The sequence below is a fragment of the Rhizobium sp. KNZ2-6A genome (genome assembly GCF_056755475.1).
The window spans coordinates 1-22,732 of record NZ_JBNDIC010000047.1; the positions used below are offsets into that span (position 1 = coordinate 1).

Sequence of the window (22,732 nt, forward strand, 5' to 3'; positions counted from 1 at the left end):
GATGATGATCGCGTCGCCGGGGTTGCAGAGCTCGGCGGCCTTGCGCGCAATTGCACGTTTCCTGTCGATATTGACGGCTTCGGAGACGCGGAACGGCCGCGCCGCCAGATTGCCAAGCTGCGGAGGATGGATCGATTCCGCGCCACCGCGTACGCGCCGGATCTTTCCCTGCACATGCAGGGCGGCGATATCACGGCGTATCGTCGCTTCCGAAGCCTCGGTCAGCTCGGAAATATCCTGAATCGTCACGACAGACTTTTCCTGTACGGCGCTCAGAATAATGCGATGGCGTTCGCGTTCGTGCATTGGCTCCTCCTTGTCGGCGGTTATTTCGCAAATATGACAATGTGTCAATCACAAACGATCAGAAACTTTCATATTGCATCGCAACATTATCGAATTTGATCGTTTTCGATTGACAAGGTGACTATGCGTGAGCGATACCCTGCTCACAAAGGGCGGCTCCACCATGATCCGATCCGCCCGCAAGACTTGATTTGAAAGACCTGATTTCAAGGGAGGATGACATGGCGGCTGGCGTTCAGCTTCTGAAGAACCGTTGGGATGATGCATATGCGGCCGGCTTGGACGAGCCGGGAAAGCTGCTTTATCGGTCGAATCTGCTCGGTGCAGACAAGCGTATCACCAACTACGGCGGCGGCAACACATCGGCCAAGGTCATGGAAACCGATCCGCTCTCCGGCGAAAAGGTCAAGGTGCTGTGGGTGAAGGGCTCCGGCGGCGATGTCGGCACCATCAAGCTCGACGGCTTCGCCACGCTTTATCAGGATAAGCTCGACAGCTTAAAAAACATCTACCAAGGCGTTGCCGACGAGGATCGCATGGTCGGCTTTCTGCCGCATTGCACCTTCAACCTCAACGCCCGCGCCGCTTCGATCGACACGCCGCTGCACGGTTTCGTGCCATTCACCCATGTCGATCACATGCATCCCGATGCCATCATCGCCATCGCCGCCTCGAAGAACTCGCGCGAGTTGACGCGCGAGATCTTCGGCGAGGAGATCGGCTGGCTCCCCTGGCGCCGTCCCGGCTTCCAGCTCGGCCTCGATCTCGAAGCCTTCGTCAAGGCGCATCCGAATGCCAAGGGCGTCGTTCTCGAAAGCCATGGCCTCTTCACCTGGGCCAATGATGCCAAGGAATGCTACGAGCTGACGCTTCAGATCATCAACAAGGCGATCGAATGGTTTGCCGCCAAGACGGAAGGCAAGACCATTTTCGGCGGTGCAGTCGCACAGAGCCTGCCGCAAGCGGAGCGCCGTGCCATCGCAGCCCTGCTGATGCCGGAGATCCGCGGCCGGATCGGCAAGGCCGAGCGCAAGCTCGGCGACTTCGACGATCAGGATGCGGTGCTCGAATTCGTCAATTCGAAGAGCCTTCGCCCGCTTGGCGCGCTCGGCACCAGCTGCCCTGACCATTTCTTGCGCACCAAGATCCGGCCGCTGATCGTTGATTTCGACCCGGCCAAGCCCGATGTCGATGCCGTCATTGCCGGCCTTGACAAGGCACTGGAAGATTATCGTGCCGACTACGCGCGCTATTACAATGATTGCAAGCATGACAACTCGCCAGCCATGCGCGATCCGAACCCGGTAATCTTCCTCGTTCCCGGCGTCGGCATGCTGTCCTTTGCCCGCGACAAGGCGACCGCCCGTATTGCCGGCGAGTTCTACGTCAACGCCATCAACGTCATGCGCGGTGCATCCACCGTTTCCGAATATCAGGGCCTGCCGGAGCAGGAAGCCTTCGATATCGAATATTGGCTGCTGGAAGAGGCAAAGCTGCAGCGCATGCCGAAGCCGAAGAGCCTGGCCGGCAAGGTCGCCTTCGTCACCGGCGGTGCCGGCGGCATCGGCCGCGCCACGGCGGCGCGCTTGGTGGGCGAGGGCGCCTGCGTGGTTCTGGCTGACATCGACCAGGCAGCATTGGAGAGCACGCAGGCGGACTTCGCCAAGCGATATGGCGCGGATGCGGTGCGCAGCGTCAAGCTCGACGTGACGAAGGAAGATGCCGTCATCTCCTCCTTTGCCGACGCTTGCACAGAATTCGGCGGCGTCGACATTCTGGTCTCGAATGCCGGCATTGCATCATCGGCGCCGATCGAGAGCACCGAACTTTCGATGTGGAACCGCAATATCGACATCCTCGCGACCGGCTATTTCCTCGTTTCGCGCGAAGCCTTCCGTCTGTTCCGCCGTCAGAATCTCGGTGGCAACGTCGTCTTCGTCGCTTCCAAGAACGGTCTTGCATCGTCGCCGAATGCCGCCGCCTATTGCACGGCAAAGGCTGCCGAGATCCATCTGGCTCGATGCCTGGCGCTCGAGGGCGCGGATGCGGGCATTCGTGTAAACACAGTCAATCCCGATGCCGTCCTGCGCGGCTCGAAGATCTGGAACGGTGAATGGCGTGAACAGCGCGCAGCCTCCTCGAAGATCGAAGTGGACGATCTGGAGGAACATTACCGCAAGCGTTCGATGCTGAAGCTCAATGTGTTCCCGGAGGACATTGCCGAGGCGATCTATTTCCTGGCTTCGGAGCTTTCCGCCAAATCAACAGGCAATATCATCAACGTCGACGCCGGTAACGCGCAGAGCTTTACGCGCTAGTTGGCGGGAAGCGGCAACCTCGGGGCCACCCTCGTGGTTCGAGGCCCTGCCGCACCCGCTTCGCTCCAGCGGCAGCGCACCTCACCATGAGGGTGGAGTAGCGATGTTGCGGCAACTGACGGAGAGATCAGCCCTCATCCTGAGGTGGCCCGTAGGGCCCTCGAAGGGCGAGGGCGGGTGATGGCTTGCAGGGTCATCGCACTGTAACGTTTTGAATGACGTATCTGGGAGGAAAGAATGGCCGAGTTTAGAATTGCGCCCGATCTGGTCGCCGCGGAAAACGACAAGCGCGCCGCAGCACAGAAATCCGATTATGAGGCGCTTGGCGCCATGCTCGCCCGGCGTGGCATCGATATCGAAGCCGTCACCAAGAAGGTTTCCGAATTTTTCGTCGCGGTCCCGTCCTGGGGTGTCGGCACCGGCGGCACGCGCTTTGCCCGCTTTCCGGGCACCGGCGAGCCGCGCGGCATCTTCGACAAGCTTGACGATTGCGCCGTGATCCATCAGCTGACGCGGGCAACACCGAATGTGTCGCTGCACATTCCCTGGGACAAGGCCGATCCGCGCGAACTCAAGGCCAAAGGCGATGCGCTTGGCCTCGGCTTCGACGCCATGAACTCCAACACATTCTCCGATGCGCCCGGCCAGGCGCATTCCTATAAGTTCGGTTCGCTGAGCCACGTCGATGCGGCAACCCGCGCCCAGGCTGTCGAGCACAACATCGAATGCATCGAGATCGGCAAGGCGATCGGCTCGAAGGCGTTGACGGTGTGGATCGGCGACGGCTCCAATTTCCCCGGCCAGACCAATTTCACCAAGGCATTCGAGCGCTATCTTTCCGCCATGGCCGATATCTACAAGGCGTTGCCGGATGACTGGCGGCTGTTTTCCGAGCACAAGATGTATGAGCCGGCCTTCTATTCCACAGTCGTTCAGGACTGGGGCACCAACTACATGATCGCGCAGACGCTCGGCCCCAAGGCGCATTGCCTCGTCGATCTCGGCCACCATGCGCCGAATACGAATATCGAGATGATCGTCGCGCGCCTCATCCAGTTCGGCAAGCTCGGCGGCTTCCACTTCAACGATTCCAAATATGGCGACGACGATCTCGATGCCGGCGCCATCGAGCCCTATCGCCTGTTCCTCGTCTTCAACGAATTGGTCGATGCCGAGCGGCGCGGTGTCAATGATTTCAATCCGGCGCATATGATCGACCAGTCGCACAATGTCACGGATCCGATCGAGAGCCTGATCTCCAGCGCCAACGAGATCCGCCGCGCCTATGCGCAGGCGCTGATCGTCGACCGGAAGGCATTGGACGGCTATCAGGAGGCAAATGATGCCCTGATGGCATCTGAAACGCTGAAGTGCGCTTATCGCGCCGATGTCGAGCCTATCCTGGCTGAGGCGCGTCGCCGCACCGGTGGCGCCATCGATCCGGTCGCGACCTACAGGGCGAGCGGCTATCGCCGGAAGGTTGCCGGCGAACGCCCAGCCTCCGTTGCCGGTGGCGGCGGAATCATCTGAGGATTTTAGAGTTCCGGCGGAGTGGCGAACGGATCGAGCGATCGGACGTCCATCAACCGGAAGTGCCTCAGATTCCGGGTAAGAACGGTGTAATCATGCAGCAGCGCCGTTGCGGCAATGGCCGCATCTTCAAAGCTGGGGTCTCCGCCACGTCCGACAGCTTGATCGAACAGGCGGCCGGCGATGCGCGCCGTTGCCGTATCGAATGCAAGAATGCGTTTCCCATAGAGATGAAGGGTAAGATCCAGCCATTCGCCAAGCAGATTGGCTTTGTTGCTGGCGCCTGTCCGATTAGCCTTTGCGATCCCGGTTTCTATTTCGGAGACGGTTACGGCGGATAGGAAGAATTGGTCGGCATGGGCCGCAATCCATGCCCGAACGGCTTGCGACAGCAGATCCTGCGCACGCAGTGGCGATGTCGCTGAAATGATGTTCGTATCCAGAAGATACATCAGATATCGTCATCACGTAGCAATCGGCCCGACTTGCGCACCGGTAAGTCGTCATCTTCCAATGGCGCGTTGGTCAGCAACCAGCCGAACGATGGAACCTGCTTCAGCTTTTGATATTCCTCATAGGAAATGACGACGGCGGTGCGTTCGCCATGACGTGTAATGACGGATCCATTACCGCCGAGAGCGTCGTCGACGACGGCGGAAAGAGTTGCTTTCGCGTCCTTTAGCTGAATTTCCCTCATGGGTCACCTATATGACTACTGTGGTCATGGTATAGGGCCGGGTTCGTTCCGTCAACATCGAGCTCAATAGCCGAGCGCCATGCCATCCTTGCGATGATCGGATGCGCCGAGCAGGATGCCGCGCTTGTGGTCGATCATGATCGCCTGCGCGCCGCCGATCGGTTCATCCGCCCATTCGACGATGTGGCCGCGCCGCTCCAGATCCTGCCTGGTTTCCTCCGATATGGTCGGCTCAAGCGAGAGCTTGCCGCCGAAGCAGAAACTGCGCGGTTGGTCGCTCGCCTGTTGCGGGTCGAGATCGCGATCGAGGATCTGGGTCAGCATATGGGCATGGCCGGCTGCCTGATATTGCCCGCCCATGACGCCGAAGCTCATGCGCACCTTGCCATCTTCCATCAGCATTGCCGGAATGATCGTATGGAAGGGTAGCTTGCCGGGGCCGATGGCATTCGGATGGCCTTGTTTTACGACGAAGCCTGCGCCGCGGTTCTGCAGCAATACGCCCGAGCGCGGTGCATAGATGCCACTGCCGAAAGCCATGAACACGGAATTGATCAGCGAAATGGCATTGCCGTCCCGATCGACGACGGAGACATAGACCGTGTCGCGATGCGTCGGCCCGTCCCAGATTTTGGTGTCGGCGGCACGCTCGAGGCTGATCTTCGCCTGCATGGCGGCGACCGAGCGGTCCGATAACAACTCCTCGATATCGAAGGTCACGTGGTCGGGGTCGCAGATCAGCTGGTCGCGCATGGCGTAGCCGGCCTTGGTCGCTTCGGCATGCAGGTGGATGCGGTCGGCTTCGGAGAGCTTGGGATCGCGCAGATCGAAACCGTCGAGAATGCGGGTGATCAGCAGCGCCGCCAGGCCTTGGCCGTTCGGAGGACATTCCAGCAGATCGCGGCCACGGAACTTGCCGGAAATCGGCTTCGTGTCAAAAGCCTTGTAGTCCGCGAAGTCGCTTTCCTCGTGCAGACCGCCGAGCGATTGAAGAAGCGTCGTGATCTCTTCGGCCACCGGACCGCGATAGAAGGCGTCCCGACCATCTCTGGCAACGGCCTTGAGGGTGGCGGCAAGCGCGGGATTGGCAATGCGGTCGCCGGTGCGCGGCGCCTTGCCGTTCGGCAGGAAGTAGGCAGCCGATTGCGGATATTTGGCGACGCGGTTGCTGTAGCGGCGCCAATCGAGTTCAACGCGCGGCGTGACGCAATAGCCATCTTCCGCGGCGGTGATCGCCGGAGCCAGCACGCGATCCATGCCCAGCCGGCCATAAGAACCGATCAGCCGACACCATGCATCGATCGCGCCGGGAACGGTAACGGCATGGGGGCTGTCGTCCGGGATGGCGGTAAAGCCTTTATCGAGGAAATAGTCGAGATTTGCCTTCTTCGGTGCGCGGCCCGAGCCATTCAGCCCGACCGGCGCGCCACCGGCAGCGCTGTAAAGCGCGAAGCAATCGCCGCCGATCCCCGTCATGTGCGGGTCAATGACGGACTGCAGCGCGACTGCGGCGACAGCAGCATCAACGGCATTGCCGCCGGCGCGCAGAATGTCGACGGCGGCAAGCGTCGCCAGTGGATGCGAAGTCGCGGCCATGCCCCTGTCGGAGATCGCAACCGATCGGCCTGGCTTGAAAAAATCTCGCTGTTGCATGGTCTCGATGCTCTCCATATGTCCTGCTCTCACCGGCGTGCGATGCTGCGCCGTTAGTGTTTTACGGTGTTTTAACGGTCATGGAAGGGATGAACTGATCGGATCGTGATTTTCGCGTCCCCGTTGTTGCAGATAAGCTGGCGCCAATGGCCAATCGACGAAAATATCTGGATATTTGTCATGTTGGTCTGGCACATTGGGGGTCGAGCTTGGACTGTCCGATCGGAGTCGCGCGGACCTTGGTCTGCCGACACGCACGCAGCAGGCGGTCACTTTCGAGTGGTCCGACAGCGGGAATTGAGTATTGTCGAGGGCAACGATGCCGTTGATTCATGATTTGATGGTCACCGGACGTCTCGAAGGGCAAAGCCTGTTCCGGATAGGTGAGGGAAGATGATGACGACTGACATTAACGGTTTTGCCGGACGCCTGAAGCGCCGCGAAAATGGCGGCATGATCTCCGGCTGGGTCGGTATTCCCGACGCGATGCTCGTCAATCACCTGGCGCAGGAAGATTTCGATACCGTCGTCTTGGATATGCAGCACGGCATGTGGGACATGGCATCGGCGGCAAGCGGCATTGCGCATGTCCGGCTTGCCGGCAAGCCGGCGATCGCCCGTATTCCGGTCGGCGACTTTGCATCGGCATCACGGCTTCTCGATGCCGGCGCCTCCGCCATCATCGCGCCGATGATCAATTCTGGAGATGACGCACGCGCGCTCGTGAAGGCGACAAAATATCCGCCGCTCGGCGAGCGTAGCTGGGGGCCTTCGCTCACCCTCAATCATTTCGGCATTTCCGCCGAAGACTATCTGCAGAGCGCCAATAGCCTGACCGTAACCATCGCCATGGTCGAAACCCGGACGGCGCTCGACGCAATCGACGAGATCCTTGCCGTTGATGGTATCGACGGCATCTTCATCGGCCCGTCGGATCTTTCCATCGCGCTCTCGAACGGTGCCCGGCTTGCGCCCGAGAGCGCCGCGATCGATCAGGCACTTGCCACAGCGCTCGCACGCTGCCGTGCCCATGGCAAGCTCATCTGCGCCTTTGGCGGTGATGGCACTCGTGCAGGAGAATATCTGAAGCTCGGCCTCGATCTGGTCATCGCCGGCACGGAAACGGCACAGCTTCGGATAGGAGCCCGCACCGCCATTCAAGCTGCGCGTGAGATCGCGGACCAAAGCTGACGCCCGATAAGCTTGCCCAAGGTGTTTCCGCACAAGCCGATAGCACTCTATGATGGTGAACTACAGTTTTGGACCTGCCGCCATCAAGGTAGCGGCAGATCCAAATATTTATAATGCTGAGCGACGAGCGCTAAGCCCCATCAGTTTACGAGTTTTACGAAACAGGGATTATACGACTCTTCGCCACAGCCGCCGCGGGCTTTCGCCGGCGTGATTGTATTCTGCGTTGTGATCAGCACGAGCGCGACGGCAATGACGGTCAATACGGTCTTAGAGCGCGTCCGGTTTAATCCGGTTCATATCCTGCTGCCTTGAAGTAGTTTGCGCATTCAGCTGGGGTGAAGAGGTCGATGACCGAGCCGACCGTGTCCCAGAGTGCGGCTATCGTCCTCTCGGCCTTGGCGCGCAGGAGCGCTTTGAGTTTTGAGAAGGCATTTTCGATGGGATTAAAATCGGGGCTGTACGGCGGCAGGAACATGAGCCTTGCGCCAGCCGCCTCGATCGCGTCACGAATGCCGGCGGCCTTGTGGGCAGGCAGGTTGTCCATCACGACGGTGTCGCCCTCCGACAGGGTCGGGGCCAGCACCTGCTCGACACAGGCGCGGAACATGTTGCCATTCATCGCACCGTCGTAGACGAAGGGCGCTGTCATTCCGGTCAGCCGCAGCGCGCCGGTGAAGGTGGTTGTCTTCCAGTGGCCATGCGGCACGCCAGCCTGGCAGCGTTCGCCGCGCGGCGCTCGTCCTCGCAGGCGGGCCATCTTCGTCGACAAGCCGGTCTCATCGATGAAGACCAGCTTAGCCGGATCGAGATCGAGTTGGCCGTCGAACCAGACGCAACGGCGCTTCAGTATATCGGGACGCTCCTGCTCCAGTGCATGTGCGGACTTTTTTTGAATGTCCAGCCGTGCCCGCGAAGCCAGGCGCTCAAGACGCGCCACCATCTCGTTCAGCGTGATATCCTTGCGGTCGTCGATCATCCCGACGATGAAGTCCGCGTATTCGTCGAGGCGCGAACCGTGCCGCCGACCCTGCTGTCGGGGTGCCAACTCGCCGATCTTCGCCCGGGCGATCCAACGGATTGCGCTCGATACTCCAACGCCGAAACGCGCCGCCGCCTGACGCGCCGATGCCCCTTCGTCGGCTGCCTTCAAAACACGCGACCGTAAATCCTCAGCGAGCGCTCTCGCCATCACCAACCTCCGTCAAAGCGGACGTTGAATCAGAAGCTGGATACCGCGTCACATCACAATCGATTCATCGATACCCGGACGTGCTCTAGGTGTGTAGTCCCCCGGTGTGATGGTGCATCATCGGGTTAGTGTAACGAGCAGCGAAAATCGGCTTAAAACTGATCAAACCTCAGATCCAGGTTGATAGTGTATCAATTTGGTCGATTCGACCAAATTGACAGCAAGTCTCGCATATCTATCATTTCCTTTTGGAGGCCAAGTAACGATAGATTTCGGTATGGTCGGCTGACTGGCCGAGCGTTTGCACACCAGCGTTCCATAAAGACGATGCGCTCTGCAGACCCGGTTGCGATATGCCAAGTTGGCGAGCCAAGTCGGCTGCTGTTTCGAGATCTTTTGCCATCAACGACATCGCGAAACCTGACGCAAAAGTTTCGGAGATTATGAACGGCTTCAACTTGAGTTCAGTTGAATTGTTTTTTCCGGTTGAAACGTTCAGGACATCGGTCAGCGTGTTGGAGTCAATTCCAAATTCGCCTGCAATAAGCACAGCTTCGCAAGCGGCCTGAAGACCCGCAGCCGAGACGTAATTATTCAGCGCTTTGACAGCGTGGCCAGTGCCAACCGCCCCAGTGTGCGTGATGGAAGTACCCATCGCCTTCAGTAATTTCAACGCTCGTTCGATATTGGCCTTCTCACCTCCAGCCATGATCGCAAGGCTCCCGTCAATTGCGCGGCGTACACCGCCTGAGACTGGAGCGTCGATCAAATCGACGCCGTGCAACTGCAAATCATCGGCCAGGTGTCGGGTTTCGAACGGTGCGGAGGAACTCATGTCGATGACGAGAGCACCAGCGCGAAGAGCGCCCGCCAGACCACGGTTCCCAAGGAATGTCTCCCTGACCACATTGGAGTTAGGGAGCATTGTTATAACAACATCGATTGTTGAATAATCGCCAGCCAATGCTCTGGAAACACGCCCTCCAGCAGCGACGAAGGCAGTTTCGGCTTCCAGCGAGAGATCCATACCAATGACATCGAATCCGGCCTTTAGCAGGCGTCGTGCCATAGGCGCACCCATCATGCCCAGACCGATGAACAAGACGACAGAATCGTTTGGCTCAGCCATGCGCATTCGTCTCCTGGAAGACTTCACGTGCAAGTTTGAAACTCTCGATCGCCGCCGGCAGACCGCAATAGATGCATACCTGGAGAAATACTTCCTGAATCTCGTCGCGCGACAGCCCATTGTTGAGGGCGCCGCGGATATGCAGTTTCAGTTCGTGGGGGCGATTCAGTGCGGAGAGCATCGCCAGATTAAGGAAGCTTCGCGTGCGGCGATCAAGGCCGGGTCTGTTCCAAATTTCGTCCCAGCAATATTCCGTCGCCAATTTCTGTATTGGCCAGTTAAAATCGTCCGCGCTTTCAATCGAGCGGTCAACATAGGCTTCGCCTAAGACCGCACGGCGCGTACCGAGACCACGCTTGAATTTTTCACCTTGGATTTTGTCCATAGTAGATATCCTCTATTCCACGGCACGCAAATGTGCCTGCGGTGTGCAAATCAAATCGTACTGTCGAGAACGCCCCGCACTGCGACGGCGCGGCATCCGTCTTGCAAAAGCACGCCGGGAGGCTCGCTTTGATGCTGGAAGCCGACTGATCGCGCCGGGTTCGAGCCATTGGCCATTAAAACGCGCTGCCGTGGATAAACTTAACTAAATGGGACGCTTTGTTGATCCATTGAGACGCCTGCTCCAGAAACTAGGATTTCCGCGGTTTGACGCTCGATCCTCAATTCGGAAGAGAAATCAGGTCACGGTTCATGAGCAGGATCGACCTGTTAAGGGCGTCGATAATTCTATTGTGAGCGCGCTGACAGCTTACCCGAAGAAAGGGTATCATCTTACTGCCATCTGGCAGCGCTGCCAAAGACCGAAAGTGTTCTAGGACCGGATATGGTTTTTGAGGCAAAGCGAAATCATGAGCGAAACGGTCCCCGCTTGTGTAATCGAGCGGCACCAGTTGGCGGCAAAGTGCCATTATTTGCTGATCTTCAATCGATCGCATTTCGATCTCACGCTTCAAGACGGAGATCTTGTCCAGGATAGACTGCAGATCGAACCGTCCTTTTAGATCTGATGCAACAAATGAGACTTGCAACGCCAGGTCCCTGAGTTGAGCATCGACACGAACCGGCAAACGTTCGTCCGTAGTCAGTCTCCAGATTGCATGGAGATAGATGCGTGTATCGCGGATGAGAATCTCGGCATCCATCTTGTCGAGTGTATCGTGCGGCGTGTGCCACCACCATCCAAAACTCGGCAAGCCCATCGCGCCAGCGACTGACCATGTCGTTTCCTCGCCTGCCGATTTATCTTGTTCACCCATCCCCATGAAAAGCGATGGGATGCCAATGCCCCAGAAAGATTGATCGCCGGCCCGGCCAAGTCTTTCGCCGGAAATGGGCTGGTTGCCGTGAACCAAGGTAGCTTCCTTTGCCAAATCTCTAAGTTCGGCTGAGGCTGGAGCATGCGACAGGTCCCTGTTGTTTCTCCCACCGGTCGAGTCGACGTTGACGTGAGCGACGCACCGCGACTCTAGGTCGAACCGCATTGTATCCGCGTACCACGCAGATCCGGTGTAGCGACCGTGAGAATGACCGGACCAGAAACACAATCGCAGAGCTCGCTTGAGCTCGCCGCGATGCTGCGAGATGATGCGGGCGACTTCAAGCATCGTAGCGTTCGCTCCTCCATTATCCATCACACCGTAATGCCAGGTATCGTGATGGCCTGAAAACAGAACATAGGGCTCCGAGCCGGAGGCTGAGATTGGCGTGATCTCTGCCTCCAGCAGCGGCGTTTCTCTCCAGCCGGTATCGACGCGGGCTCTAAGGGTCGCTTGCGCATCACCGTTTCTCTGGAGGCGCGCCTTAATGACGTCTCCATCGCGCTTCGATATCGTGACGATCGTCACTGTCGGGATATGTTGCAGCGACGTCTCATCCGGACTTCCCCAAACCGGAGACACGCACATCTCATGAAGGTGATCGTGTGGACTAATGTGGATGATCCCGTCCGCCCCTGCCCGCGACGCTATCAATGCTGCTGTCGGTCGCGCCATTCCTTCGAAAATAACGATCTTGCCATCAAGGCGCCTCCCCGCCAGCTCCTCCGGCTCGCCTCGCCCGATGTAGGCCAACGGCCGCAACAAGCCGTTGGGCGGGGATGCAAGCGAGAAGGAATGCGTAATCGCATCGAATTCGCTGTCCTCCATAGTCAACGAAGCGGCTTCGGGCAGGCTGATATATGCTGGATGGGTTATGAGGTTCGTCGTGAAGCCGTAGGACAGCAAAACACGCTCCAGATAGTCAAAACTCTCCCGCTCCGAGACGGAGCCCGAGAGCTTGACCCGTTTCGCGAATTCCTCGAGATGCGCCCATAAAGTGTTACGATCCACCAGTCGGCAAACCCGCTCTTTGGATATGGTCAACTCAACCTCCATTGCAGTCTTTCGGTCAATTGGCGCTGATGTGAGCTTGCGCAGCACGGCTACCGACACGCACGACGTCGCATCAGATGGAGCTCACACAAACGGACAAATGGCGTTTGGCACGCGCTCGTCGGCTAGCCCGGCAGTTCGATGTTCACGAGGTTCACCCAATAGCGCACGCCGAGTGGAATGATATCGTCGTTGAAATCGTATTGGGGCGTGTGTGGGGCATGGAATGTGCCATCGTCGGTGCGACCATTCCCAAGCCGCATGAATGCTCCCGGTCGCAGCTGCATCATATCGGCAAAATCTTCGGATCCGGTTGTCGGCCTGAGGTGAGCGTCGACATTCGCGATGCCGACGACCGACTGTGCGGCGGCCACAGCCGCCTTTGTTTCGTTCGGCTGATTAACGATGGCGCTCGGGCCGTGGGAAAAAGTAAATTCTGCGGAGCATCCCCAAGTCTTCGCTGTCGAGCCCGCAAGCTCTTTCATGCTTTCCTCGATTGAACGTCGCACGTCGGGAGAAAAAGAGCGGACAGTTCCTTTTATCGTCAACTCGGAGGGGATGACGTTCCAACTGTCTGTGTTGCCGCCGGAAATATATCCGACGCTGATAACCGCCGGGTCGAGCGGAGCGATTGTTCGGCCGACAATGCCCTGCAGACCGAGCACGAAATGTGCCTGAGCATAGGTGATGTCCTTTGCGAGATGCGGCGATAGGCCACCATGTCCGCCTTTTCCGCGGAGTTTAAGCTCCCACATGTCGGCGGCCGCCATCATTGGGCCTTCGCAAATTGCGAATTTGCCCACGGGCATACCAGAGGTGTTGTGCAGGCCAAAAATCGAGTCGCAAGGAAACCTTTCGAAAAGACCGTCTTCGATCATGCGTTTTGCGCCGCTCAGCACTTCTTCCGCCGGCTGAAAAATGAGATGCACAGTTCCGGCGAAATTTTTCTCTCGAGCCAGGAAGCCAGCCGCGCCCAAGAGCATTGCGGTGTGTCCATCGTGCCCACATGCATGCATCTTTCCCGGCGTTTGCGAGGCGTACGGCAACCCGGTTGTTTCTAATATCGGCAAAGCGTCCAGGTCGGCGCGCAGCCCGATAACCTTGTCTGATGGTTTGTTTCCATGAAGAGTAGCGACAATGCCGGTGCCACCGACCCCGGTTTCAATGTCGATACCCCAGCTCTTGAGCTTTTCGGCAACGATTGCCGACGTTCTCACTTCTTCAAATCCCAGTTCTGGGTGGGCATGAATGTCACGACGCAGATCGACAAGGTCTGCGAGATTGCTTTCCAGCCAGTCGCTAAGTTTATCCGTAAGCATGTTGCACCTCGTTAGATGTCGGGAGTCGCGGAAACACAAACGCCTCAGCGATCGGAAGGGCGAAATACGAGCCCCCAGCCCGGCCCGCTTTCTCGAATGGAAAGATCTGTTCGAAACTTCCGAGAGGCGACGGCGAGCCTCGCCAGGAGATCATCCGCCACAGCCCTTGCCGCGATCTGGGACTCCCCCTTCGGGTCAAGCTTTGTCACCAGCAGCTCGCATTCAGAAAGACGCTTGTGTCCATCCCACGTCAAACGGGCAACGCATCCGATCGAATTCCAATGGGTTCGAAGCGAATCCCACTCATAGCTCGGATATGCCCCGGCTGAGCCGGTCTCCGGCAGAATGTCATGCATAATGAAATTGCCGATACTGTAGAGGATCGGCGATTCCTTGTAGAATTCGACGGCCTGGATGACATGCGGGCCGTGGCCGATCACAGCCGAACAGCCAGCATCGATGACTGCTTTTGCAAGCGGCTGCTGATAGTCAGCAATCTCGTTTTGATGGGATGCCGTCCAACCGAGAGGGATTCCCCAATGGATGTGCAGGATGACAAGATCGACTGTCGCGGCTGATTTTCCAATCGCGTCGCAGAGGCGATCAACATCCTCGCGAACCACTTCAGTTTGCACGTATGGCGACATTCCTGGTGTTTCTCGGAGCGTTATCGCATCGACCGCATAACTGCTGCGAACTCTTACCGGGGCGATGCCTGGGCGAGTGGCTGCGGCCGCGCTACCGCCCGGCAGATGGGTAGACACTGCGAAAAACGCTATCCGTTTGCCGTTGACGGTCCTGATATGCGGCCGAAGGCTCTCGTCCAGCGTCTTGCCAGCGCCCACAGCCGCCAATCCGGCATCTTTTACTGCAGCGATGGAATCAAGCAGTCCTTCACTTCCAAAGTCGAATGCATGGTTGTTGGCAAGCGAGAGGATATCCACGCCCCAGGTCGCGATGGTTTTTGCCAAATCCGGGTCTGCGCGCAGCGCAATCAGCTTCTCTTGCGCCGGTCTGTTTCCGGTCAGCGTAAATTCGAGGTTGCCAATCGAAACATCCGCCGCGGCGACGACGCCGTAGATAGCATTGCCTGGGTCATGAGGTGCCCGAGAAAGGATTATATCTCCCAAAGCAGCGAGCGTAACCTCATTGTGGACGTCATCAACCACGGCGACATCTCCTCTATGCGACAGCGATCGCATGAGACTGCATGTGAAAAATGGATTGGCGTTCACCATATGGGGCGAAATCTATACGAGGCGGGGCAACCGTCGTTGTCTGCTGTTAAACTTCAGCGTCGAAGCTGCGTGCGTTAGCCTGCTACCAAATCGGCAACCATCAAGCCTTCCGCATCGTCCTCATTGCGCAGTTTCCGAGTGATTTCTCGCTTTATGTCCCATTGCGTAAATTTGCCGTCCTATTTCGCAAAGACCTGAAATTAACTGGTCTTCCAATCTGAAGGCGATCTCTGCTGGAGGGACTTCGCATTGCGTCAACAATGTGTGTGGAGAACACCATGACCGACATCATCAGCCCGATCCAAGCCGGCGTCATGCCAAATAAAAGCATGCTGCGTCGTGCAGTTGCCTCTTGCGCGGTTGGACAAGTGTTCGAAGTTTTTGACTTCGGGATATATGGATTTATGGCGGCGTCCGTCGCAATGGCCTTCTTCCCATCGACAGATCCATTGGCGGCACTGCTGAGCACGTTTGCGGCCTTTGCGGTTGGGTTCGTGGTCCGCCCCTTGGGCGCCGTGGTGATAGGCGCTTACGGTGATCGTCGCGGCAGAAAAGAGGCGCTTGTGATGACGATCGGACTGATGGCCATATCGACCGGAGCCATCGGCCTGATCCCGAACTATCAGACGATCGGCATCGCTGCCCCGGTGCTGCTCGTCATCTGCCGCGTGCTTCAAGGATTTTCGGCCGGTGGGGAATGGGGTGGGGCCGCGGCGTTTTTGGTCGAGTATGCTCCAGATAACAAACGCGGCTTTATCAGCAGCTTTCAACAGGCCGGAACCGCTCTCGGGCTTCTGCTGGCCACGATAACTGCAGCCAGCGTAACCTACCTTTTCGATCAGGATACATTGCAGAGCTGGGGCTGGAGAATACCGTTCCTGCTCGGCTTCGTGCTCGGACCTTTGGGGCACTATCTGCGGACCCATGTTGCCGAAACACCAGCGTTTACGAAAAACGCGGAGCGCAGCAAGGTTACGCTGTCTCCGCTTCGCGAAACCTTTGCGACACAGAAACGCGCCATGCTGGCAGCATTTGGTTTCAGTATCCTCCCATGCATTCTTTATTGGGAATTCCTGGTCTTTTTACCAACATATGCGGCCCAGCAACTCAACCTCCCCAAATCATCGACCTTCTTTGCGACAACCTTCGCCGCGGTTCTCTATCTGGTCCTTGCGCCGGTTATCGGGGCTCTATCCGACAGAATTGGCCGCAAACCCTTTGTCGTTCTCGCCGCAATCTTGTCGATTGTGTTTGCCTATCCGTTGTTCAGCCTGTTGTTTGCGATGCAATCGATCTTTGGCTTTGTGCTGGTTCAATCGCTCGCCACATTGATTTTTCTCCTGGTAACCGGCGTAATCTGCGCGGTGCTTGCGGAGCTGTTTCCGACGCGCATACGATATACGGCACTCTCGGTTAGTTATGGTTTTGCCGTGGCGATCTTCGGTGGCTTTGCTCCGCTTGTGTCAACCTACCTGGTGCAATTTACCGGTAACCCGCTTTCACCGTCATACTACGTGATCCTTGCGGGCGTCGTCAGTCTAGCCGCAAGTTTCTTCATACCGGAAGGCGCCAAACGACCACTGCCAAGCTGATAGTGAATAGCGCACTGCCGAATTTTTGCAGATCGCCGCCGGTTCAGCGTACGGCGATCCACGTTCCGAAACTAGATCACTTGCTTCACCTCAAATGCCTGATCTAGTTAAGTTTGCGCCCCATTTTGCAAAGTTTCTCGATTTCATTCTGCTTTAGTCAAGCCTCTGAAACGTGAACCATGGTGCGTATTATGACGTCTTTCCTGTTTGTACCCGGCGCTTTCCATGGCGGATGGTGTTTTGATCTCATTCGCCCGAAACTGGAAGACAGCGGTCATGTCGTGCTGACGCCGACATTGTCTGGCGTCGGCGAAAAAGCCCATCTTGCAGCCCATGCAAGCATCAATCTTGATACACACATTCTCGACATCGTGAATTTCATCACTTGGAACGATCTCTCGGACGTTGTGCTCTGTGCTCACTCTTACGGCGCCTTCGTCTCCACTGGCGTTGCCGATAAAATTCCAGAGCGGATCGCTTCTTTGGTCTACATCGACGCCATTATTCCGCAAGATGGCGATACACTCTTCGGATTGCTTCCAAATCTCGTAGCGCCGTTTTTACAATTGAGCGCGGATCTGGGCGGCCTTCTTGTTGCCCCACCGCCAGCTGCGGTTTTCGGCGTTGTTCCAGAACATCAGGACTGGGTCGATTCAAAACTCACGCCGCACCCAATCGCCTGCTTTACTCAAAAGATCGGCCTCAGCGGCCGCTATCGAGACGTGGCTCCTCGCCTTATGGTCTACAGTGCAAAAGATATCGGCCTGCCAAGCGCCATACCGGCTCAATATGAGTCGCTCCGCGCCGTTGATGGATGCGCAGTTTACTCCCTGGGCGGCGGGCACGATCTGATGATCGACTCGGCCGACGAGTTGGCCGAAATCATGCTGCAATTTGTGGGCCGCTAGCACCCCCATCCCGGACACTGCCATAGCGCATGACGGCCCATCTGTCCGGTGGGTCGTTTGCCCGGGCAATCACACAGCCGAATGATTTCGAAAGGGGCCGCCCTATGCCAAATACACTTTTCTCTCCCTTAACACTCGGTCCGAATACCTTCAGCAATCGTATAGCCATTGCGCCGATGGCCCAGTATAGCGCCATTGATGGCGCCGCTGGCGATTGGCATCTCATGCATTGGGGTAGTTTGGTGACCGGCGGCGCCGGCCTGGTCATGATCGAGGCAACGGGCGTCGAGACACATGGCCGCCCGACGCTGGGAGATGTTGGAATTTATGACGACGCGACCGAAAGCGCATTGCGACGGGTCACTTCTGCGGTTCGAGGTTTTGGAGCCGCAAAGCTCGGAATTCAACTCATTCACGGAGGGAGAAAGGGGTCCACCCGTGTCCATTGGGACGGCGGCGGCGAACTCCTGGCCCACGAAGGCGGCTGGCAAACGATGGCGCCTTCGGCGATCCCTTATCGAGACGGCTGGCAAATGCCCCGCGAGATGGATATCGCAGACATCGAACGGGTGAAGAGCGCGTTCGCCGATGCTGCAGCAAGGTCAAGTCGTGTCGGCTTTGACGTTATCGAGCTGCAGGCTGCGCATGGCTACCTGCTCCATCAATTCCTTTCGCCAATAACGAATAAACGCAAGGATCGATATGGCGGCTGTTTGGAAAATCGGATGCGATTTGCGTTGGAGGTTTTCGACGCGGTTTCGAAAAGCTGCCCTGCGACGGTAACGTTAGGCGTACGGATTACCGGTTCCGATTGGATCGATGGCGGCATAACGACCGAAGAAGCTATTGTCTTCGCAGGTAAGCTGAAAGACCTTGGTTGTCATTACGTCGACGTCAGCAGCGGCGCGCTTGATCCCCAACTGCAAAAGATTTCGGTCGGTCCTGATTATCAGGTCGGGTTCGCGGAGGCCGTAAAACATGGGGCCGGTATCCCGGTAAGAGCTGTCGGTCTGATAACTTCGCCGGCACAGGCAAACGACATCATCGTAAGCGGAAGGGCCGACCAAATCGCCATCGCTCGCGCCGCGCTCGTCAATCCGCGCTGGGTTTGGCAAGCAGCACAACAGATGGGAGAGCACATCGAATACCCCAAGCCCTATGATCGCGCCGCCCCCGGCGTCTGGCCCGGCTGGGGCTATGACGGCTAACTTTCCCGGCTGATGGCGGTAGCGGGTTTTTTAATCGCATCCACTGCCTTTATCGAAAGGAAGCTCTTTCCATGCGTAAGCGGAAGACCCGACGGCTCGCTGGCGCGGCACGGATTTCGTGAAAGGCGGATTAAGACGTCCAACCCAAGCCTGACTGTTTGCGCCATTGGCTCGCGGAGCACCCGTAAGTTTCCTGGAACCAGCGACTAAATGCACTGAGACTTTGAAAACCGAGTGCGTCTGCGAGTTCCGCAAGCGAGTAATTCGCGCGGTCAATTGCCGCGCGTGTTATTTCCAGCCGCACCTCCTGGACAACGGATGAGAAATTTTCTCCTTCGTTGGAGAGCCGGCGATTTAGCGTACGTCGGTCGATACCGAAATGTGCTGCAATCGCCTCGGCTGAACAGCTTCCGTCTTCCAACAACTGCTTGACGACAAATCTGACGCGTGTGGCAAAGCTATTGGCTGGCGATCTCAGAATTGGTTCAAGGTGCTGCAAGGCGAGCTTTCGCAAAAACGGCTGCGATGTAACGAGCGGCTTTGCAAGAACAGATCGCGGAATGACCATCCCTGAGAGCACTTGATTGTACGTGACCGGACAGCCGAAAAATCGCTGCGCAACACCCGTTCCGTTTGCGGGTTTTGAATGTGAAAACGACACCAGTTCGGGGTGAAAGTTCTCGCCTGTCAACCAGCGGATCTGGATCGTGACGCCAACGACACAATATTGTGTGCCTTGGAGCGATTGCTCACGTGTCCTGCCAACCACCTCCATCACGATGAACGGGCTCTCAAATCGTTTGTCGAGTTGGATGAAGGTTCCGTCGGCATGAAGGCTTAGATGCGAACTGTAGAGCTGGATCGCCGCCTCGACGCTTTCCGCCTCTCGCATTAAAAGCGTAACCTGGCCGTAATCTGGTACGCCCCTTGCGATTGCCGCGCGCATGCCGAAGTCCTGATATCCACTCGCAGCCGCGGACTGAGCGAGAAGCTCAAGCCAAGTGTCGAACGAAATCATCCTGTCTGGTTCGTCAAGAACGTTGTGACTTAGGCCAACCCTCGAGAGCATGTGCAGGGGGTCGAGGCCCACCGACGATGCAGCCTCCGCATAACCGCGCACTGTGGCGCTTCTAATCAATCTTTTCTCGTAGCGCGTCATTTCAGGCTGCCAGATTCGCGCGTCCCATTCAGTCAAGCGCCTCAAATGATCAACTGAGAGCGTAGAGACGTCAAGAAAAATCTCGCCTAATTTGATATCAGTGGCCTTGTCAATGCCGGACGGGCGAAACGGCGGTCGCGGCGGCACTGTCGGAGGGCGACACCGTCGTGATGGACAACCTGCCTGCCCACAAGGCCGCCGGCATTCGTGACGCGATCGAGGCGGCTGGCGCAAGGCTCATGTTCCTGCCGCCGTACAGCCCCGATTTTAATCCCATCGAAAATGCCTTCTCAAAACTCAAAGCGCTCCTGCGCGCCAAGGCCGAGAGGACGATAGCCGCACTCTGGGACACGGTCGGCTCGGTCATCGACCTCTTCACCCCAGCTGAATGCGCAAACTACTTCAAGGCAGCAGGATATGAACCGGATTAAACCGGACGCGCTCTAGTATACTTGTCCATGAAATTCCCCGGTGACAGAACGATGAAACGCCTGCATCTTAAAATTGATTTTCTGAATGCAGCCTAAATATAAATGGTTAAGGTTGCATCCCGACGCCGCGTAGCAGGCGTTGGCATGACGGTCCAAACAGGCATTTACCTCTCCCACTTTGACCGAGCCCGTGCTTGCATCCTCACCAGCCAGCGGGCATTCTCGCGCCGATATGACGGAGCGGAATGATTTGACGAAAGTGCGGGGATTGGCGGTGGGACGCGGCTTGCGGCGCGAAGCGGGCCAGCGCGTGACACTGCGGACGGTTGCGACCGCCCTCGGCCTTTCCGTCACGACCGTCAGCCGCGCCTTGAAGGAAGGTCCCGAGGTCAATCGGGAGACCATCGAGCTGGTCAAGCGCGCGGCAAGCGAGCTCGGCTATCGCCCCAATCTCGGCGGCATCAATCTTCGCACCGGCAAGACCCACGCTATCGGCATCGTGTTGCCATTCGGGCGCGAGGGCGAGATGAACATCGTCGTCGCCTCGCTGATCGAGGGCGCCTCGCGCTACATGAAGGCGCGCGGCTATCGGACGACGATCGTGCCGCAGCTGCAGGCCGATGATCCACTCGCGACAGTGCGCGATATCGTCGAAGAAGGCTCGGTCGACGGCATCATCATCACGCATACGACCCCGCAGGACGACCGCGTCAAATATCTGCTCGAGGTCGGCATGCCCTTTGTCACCTTTGGCCGGACCGAACTCTTGAGTGTTCATCCGAGCATCGATCTCGACCATGAAGTAATCGGCGCGGAAGCGGCGCGCCTGCTTCTGGATGCCGGGCATCATAGGCCGCTGCTGATCGCGCCCAGCCGTGAATTCACCTACAGCCTGCAGTTCGTTCGCGGCTGGCGCAGGACCTTTGCCGAACGTCATCTGAACGTTCCGGACGATTGCGTCCATTTTACCACCGCGACCCCCGATAACGGCCGGGAGATGGCAAAGCGCATTGCCGTGCAGAGACCAGAAGCGACCGCCGCCTTCGTGGCGAGCGAGGAAGCAGCGCTCGGCTTCCTTGCCGGCCTGCGCGATGCCGGACGACAGGCCGGCGAGGACTTCGCTCTGATCACCTATGGCGGCACGGCGCTGCCGGACTTTTTCAATCCGCCGCTCAGCACGTTCCATTATTCGAACCATGCCATAGGCGAGCGTTTGGCCGCCTTTCTGCATCGGGCGATCGCCGGCGAAGACCCGGCCGTCCTGCGCGAAGTCGTCCGCGCCGTCTTCGTCGATCATCAGAGTCAGACCCGCCACGTTTAAGCAATGACGCGGCCCGCAATATGAGCGGATTTCCGGAAGATATTCGTAACGTTACGAATTTCGATTTCGTTCCGATTTTGCTGAAGTGTTCCGGAAAATCCAAAGTTGACAGGCGACCAATTTTTCGAGATCGTAACGTTACAAATTGCTAAGGCAGGGCTGGGAGGCTCACCGGCAAGTCACTTCGGTATCGCCGCGGAGCGACCGTGGTAGCCGCATTTCAAGGGAGGATGACGTGAGCGGGGACTCGCTTTTTTTCGGATCGCCAATTTGGACCTTCAATTGGAATCCGCCCTACCAAGTGCCGCTCAGGCGGCTTGCCCGCACCGGCTGCAAGGGCTTCGAGCTGACTGCATGGTCGGTGGACATGCTGAGCTACTATACGCCCGAAACCATTCGCGAATTGAAGGAGATCGCTGACGGGGAGGGGCTGGTTCTCACCAACTTCTTCTTCAATCTGCCGTTCAGCCGCGCCGCGAATGCCGCCGTTTCCACAGTCGATCTCGATGGCTACAAGCGCGGAATGGACGTCGCTGCTGCCATCGGCACGCCGATCGTGACAAGCATGACGCCCTATCCGTTTCAGTCCGACATCAAGCCGATCCTGCAGCGGCCGATTTCGCAGGAGTGGGGTGCGGCGGTCGAGCCGCAATGGGACTGGACGGGCGAATATGATGCCGTCGTCGACGGTTTCGCCAGGGCTTGCGAAATTGCCGCCGCCGCCGATCTCAGGGTCGCGATCGAGCCGCATCCCTATCGCTGGGTCAGTTCCGGCCAGGGCATGCTGCGGCTGATCGAGCGCACCGGCGCCGCCAACCTCGGCCTGAATTTCGATCCGAGCCATCTCTTTCCGGCCGGCGACATGCCGCACTACGTCGTGCTGGCGCTCGGTAACCGTATCTTCAACACGCATTTTTCCGACAATGAGGGCCATACCAATGCCCATTGGCGGCCGGGACGCGGCAAGATCGATTGGAAGGCGATCTTCGCGGCACTTCAGGCCATCGGCTATTCCGGCCCGATCACGCTGGAACTGGAAGATGCGCCGGGCGCATCGCACTGGACGCATTTTCGCGAAGCGACGGCAGAATTCGACGACGAGATGCGCCGCGGCATGGACTATCTGCGCGCCGCTGCTGCCGAGCTCGATATCATCATTTCTTAA

At 57.8% G+C, this 22,732-nt stretch carries 19 protein-coding genes and 1 pseudogene; 9 read left to right on the forward strand and 11 right to left on the reverse strand.

Features of this window, described 5'->3' with window-relative positions; genetic code table 11:
* On the reverse strand, positions 1-306 hold a 306-nt coding region (locus tag ACPYOP_RS25770), incomplete at its 3' end, for a DeoR family transcriptional regulator (protein ID WP_481413111.1).
* A 221-nt stretch (positions 307-527) separates the two neighbouring features.
* Here ACPYOP_RS25770 and ACPYOP_RS25775 point away from each other — a divergent pair.
* Positions 528-2,624, forward strand: a complete 2,097-nt coding sequence (locus tag ACPYOP_RS25775) for a bifunctional rhamnulose-1-phosphate aldolase/short-chain dehydrogenase (protein ID WP_481413112.1) — start codon at positions 528-530, stop codon at positions 2,622-2,624.
* Between the two features lie 237 nt (positions 2,625-2,861).
* Positions 2,862-4,154, forward strand: a complete 1,293-nt coding sequence (rhaI, locus tag ACPYOP_RS25780; protein WP_481413113.1) for an L-rhamnose catabolism isomerase — start codon at positions 2,862-2,864, stop codon at positions 4,152-4,154.
* Between the two features lie 5 nt (positions 4,155-4,159).
* Here the strand turns inward: rhaI and ACPYOP_RS25785 are convergent, their stop codons facing one another.
* From ACPYOP_RS25785 to ggt, 3 genes are all read right to left on the reverse strand, one after another.
* Positions 4,160-4,606 (reverse strand): PIN domain-containing protein, encoded by a 447-nt coding sequence (locus ACPYOP_RS25785; protein WP_481413114.1) that lies wholly within the window; start codon positions 4,604-4,606, stop codon positions 4,160-4,162.
* Positions 4,606-4,851, reverse strand: a complete 246-nt coding sequence (locus tag ACPYOP_RS25790) for a type II toxin-antitoxin system Phd/YefM family antitoxin (protein WP_481413115.1) — start codon at positions 4,849-4,851, stop codon at positions 4,606-4,608. The genes ACPYOP_RS25785 and ACPYOP_RS25790 overlap by 1 nt, the downstream gene beginning before the upstream one ends.
* Positions 4,852-4,914: 63 nt before the next feature.
* Entirely contained in the window at positions 4,915-6,504 is a 1,590-nt protein-coding gene (gene ggt / locus ACPYOP_RS25795) for a gamma-glutamyltransferase (protein ID WP_481413116.1), read from the reverse strand.
* A 396-nt stretch (positions 6,505-6,900) separates the two neighbouring features.
* Between ggt and ACPYOP_RS25800 the strand changes: the two genes are divergently transcribed.
* Complete coding sequence (locus ACPYOP_RS25800; RefSeq protein WP_481413117.1) at positions 6,901-7,695, forward strand: HpcH/HpaI aldolase family protein; 795 nt, start codon at positions 6,901-6,903, stop codon at positions 7,693-7,695.
* A gap of 286 nt (positions 7,696-7,981) precedes the next feature.
* Here ACPYOP_RS25800 and ACPYOP_RS25805 read toward each other — a convergent pair whose 3' ends face one another.
* The 6 genes from ACPYOP_RS25805 to ACPYOP_RS25830 form a co-directional block, all read right to left on the reverse strand.
* Entirely contained in the window at positions 7,982-8,887 is a 906-nt protein-coding gene (locus ACPYOP_RS25805) for an IS630 family transposase (RefSeq protein ID WP_481413118.1), read from the reverse strand.
* Between the two features lie 238 nt (positions 8,888-9,125).
* Entirely contained in the window at positions 9,126-10,016 is an 891-nt protein-coding gene (locus tag ACPYOP_RS25810) for an NAD(P)-dependent oxidoreductase (RefSeq protein WP_481413119.1), read from the reverse strand.
* A complete protein-coding gene (locus ACPYOP_RS25815) occupies positions 10,009-10,401 on the reverse strand; it encodes a carboxymuconolactone decarboxylase family protein (RefSeq protein ID WP_481413120.1) in 393 nt (130 codons plus the stop codon). The genes ACPYOP_RS25810 and ACPYOP_RS25815 overlap by 8 nt, the downstream gene beginning before the upstream one ends.
* A gap of 280 nt (positions 10,402-10,681) precedes the next feature.
* Positions 10,682-12,382 carry a M28 family peptidase gene (locus ACPYOP_RS25820; RefSeq protein WP_481413121.1) on the reverse strand — a complete coding sequence of 567 codons (1,701 nt, stop codon included), beginning with the start codon at positions 12,380-12,382 and terminating at the stop codon, positions 10,682-10,684.
* Positions 12,383-12,516: 134 nt separating this feature from the next.
* Complete coding sequence (locus tag ACPYOP_RS25825) at positions 12,517-13,710, reverse strand: M20 aminoacylase family protein (protein ID WP_481413122.1); 1,194 nt, start codon at positions 13,708-13,710, stop codon at positions 12,517-12,519.
* A gap of 44 nt (positions 13,711-13,754) precedes the next feature.
* A complete protein-coding gene (locus ACPYOP_RS25830) occupies positions 13,755-14,879 on the reverse strand; it encodes a CapA family protein (RefSeq protein WP_481413123.1) in 1,125 nt (374 codons plus the stop codon).
* 347 nt (positions 14,880-15,226) lie between these two features.
* Here ACPYOP_RS25830 and ACPYOP_RS25835 point away from each other — a divergent pair, with 347 nt between their 5' ends.
* The 3 genes from ACPYOP_RS25835 to ACPYOP_RS25845 all read left to right on the forward strand — a co-directional run bounded on the left by ACPYOP_RS25835 (position 15,227) and on the right by ACPYOP_RS25845 (position 18,656).
* Positions 15,227-16,540 carry an MFS transporter gene (locus tag ACPYOP_RS25835; protein WP_481413124.1) on the forward strand — a complete coding sequence of 438 codons (1,314 nt, stop codon included), beginning with the start codon at positions 15,227-15,229 and terminating at the stop codon, positions 16,538-16,540.
* A gap of 191 nt (positions 16,541-16,731) precedes the next feature.
* Positions 16,732-17,448: an alpha/beta fold hydrolase gene (locus ACPYOP_RS25840; RefSeq protein ID WP_481413125.1), complete on the forward strand. Its 717-nt coding sequence runs from the start codon at positions 16,732-16,734 to the stop codon at positions 17,446-17,448.
* Between the two features lie 104 nt (positions 17,449-17,552).
* The gene (locus tag ACPYOP_RS25845) at positions 17,553-18,656 is read left to right on the forward strand and encodes an NADH:flavin oxidoreductase/NADH oxidase (RefSeq protein ID WP_481413126.1); all 1,104 of its coding nucleotides are present in this window, start codon (positions 17,553-17,555) and stop codon (positions 18,654-18,656) included.
* 130 nt (positions 18,657-18,786) lie between these two features.
* On the opposite strand, the gene ACPYOP_RS25850 is transcribed toward ACPYOP_RS25845, so the two are convergent.
* A complete protein-coding gene (locus ACPYOP_RS25850) occupies positions 18,787-19,815 on the reverse strand; it encodes an AraC family transcriptional regulator (protein ID WP_481413127.1) in 1,029 nt (342 codons plus the stop codon).
* Positions 19,816-19,961: 146 nt separating this feature from the next.
* Between ACPYOP_RS25850 and ACPYOP_RS25855 the strand changes: the two are divergent.
* The 3 genes and pseudogenes from ACPYOP_RS25855 to ACPYOP_RS25865 all read left to right on the forward strand — a co-directional run.
* A pseudogene (locus ACPYOP_RS25855) lies at positions 19,962-20,246 on the forward strand (transposase); the annotation flags it as partial.
* 259 nt (positions 20,247-20,505) lie between these two features.
* Complete coding sequence (locus ACPYOP_RS25860; protein WP_481413153.1) at positions 20,506-21,567, forward strand: LacI family transcriptional regulator; 1,062 nt, start codon at positions 20,506-20,508, stop codon at positions 21,565-21,567.
* Positions 21,568-21,802: 235 nt separating this feature from the next.
* Positions 21,803-22,732 carry a sugar phosphate isomerase/epimerase family protein gene (locus tag ACPYOP_RS25865; protein ID WP_481413128.1) on the forward strand — a complete coding sequence of 310 codons (930 nt, stop codon included), beginning with the start codon at positions 21,803-21,805 and terminating at the stop codon, positions 22,730-22,732.

Bases quoted from the DNA above. Each gene is read 5' to 3' on its own strand.
- ACPYOP_RS25775 (WP_481413112.1), top strand. From the start codon at position 528: ATGGCGGCTGGCGTTCAGCTTCTGAAGAACCGTTGGGATGATGCATAT.
- rhaI (WP_481413113.1), top strand. From the start codon at position 2,862: ATGGCCGAGTTTAGAATTGCGCCCGATCTGGTCGCCGCGGAAAACGAC.
- ACPYOP_RS25785 (WP_481413114.1), bottom strand. From the start codon at position 4,606: ATGTATCTTCTGGATACGAACATCATTTCAGCGACATCGCCACTGCGT.
- ACPYOP_RS25790 (WP_481413115.1), bottom strand. From the start codon at position 4,851: ATGAGGGAAATTCAGCTAAAGGACGCGAAAGCAACTCTTTCCGCCGTC.
- ggt (WP_481413116.1), bottom strand. From the start codon at position 6,504: ATGCAACAGCGAGATTTTTTCAAGCCAGGCCGATCGGTTGCGATCTCC.
- ACPYOP_RS25800 (WP_481413117.1), top strand. From the start codon at position 6,901: ATGACGACTGACATTAACGGTTTTGCCGGACGCCTGAAGCGCCGCGAA.
- ACPYOP_RS25805 (WP_481413118.1), bottom strand. From the start codon at position 8,887: ATGGCGAGAGCGCTCGCTGAGGATTTACGGTCGCGTGTTTTGAAGGCA.
- ACPYOP_RS25810 (WP_481413119.1), bottom strand. From the start codon at position 10,016: ATGGCTGAGCCAAACGATTCTGTCGTCTTGTTCATCGGTCTGGGCATG.
- ACPYOP_RS25815 (WP_481413120.1), bottom strand. From the start codon at position 10,401: ATGGACAAAATCCAAGGTGAAAAATTCAAGCGTGGTCTCGGTACGCGC.
- ACPYOP_RS25825 (WP_481413122.1), bottom strand. From the start codon at position 13,710: ATGCTTACGGATAAACTTAGCGACTGGCTGGAAAGCAATCTCGCAGAC.
- ACPYOP_RS25835 (WP_481413124.1), top strand. From the start codon at position 15,227: ATGACCGACATCATCAGCCCGATCCAAGCCGGCGTCATGCCAAATAAA.
- ACPYOP_RS25840 (WP_481413125.1), top strand. From the start codon at position 16,732: ATGACGTCTTTCCTGTTTGTACCCGGCGCTTTCCATGGCGGATGGTGT.
- ACPYOP_RS25845 (WP_481413126.1), top strand. From the start codon at position 17,553: ATGCCAAATACACTTTTCTCTCCCTTAACACTCGGTCCGAATACCTTC.
- ACPYOP_RS25850 (WP_481413127.1), bottom strand. From the start codon at position 19,815: ATGACGCGCTACGAGAAAAGATTGATTAGAAGCGCCACAGTGCGCGGT.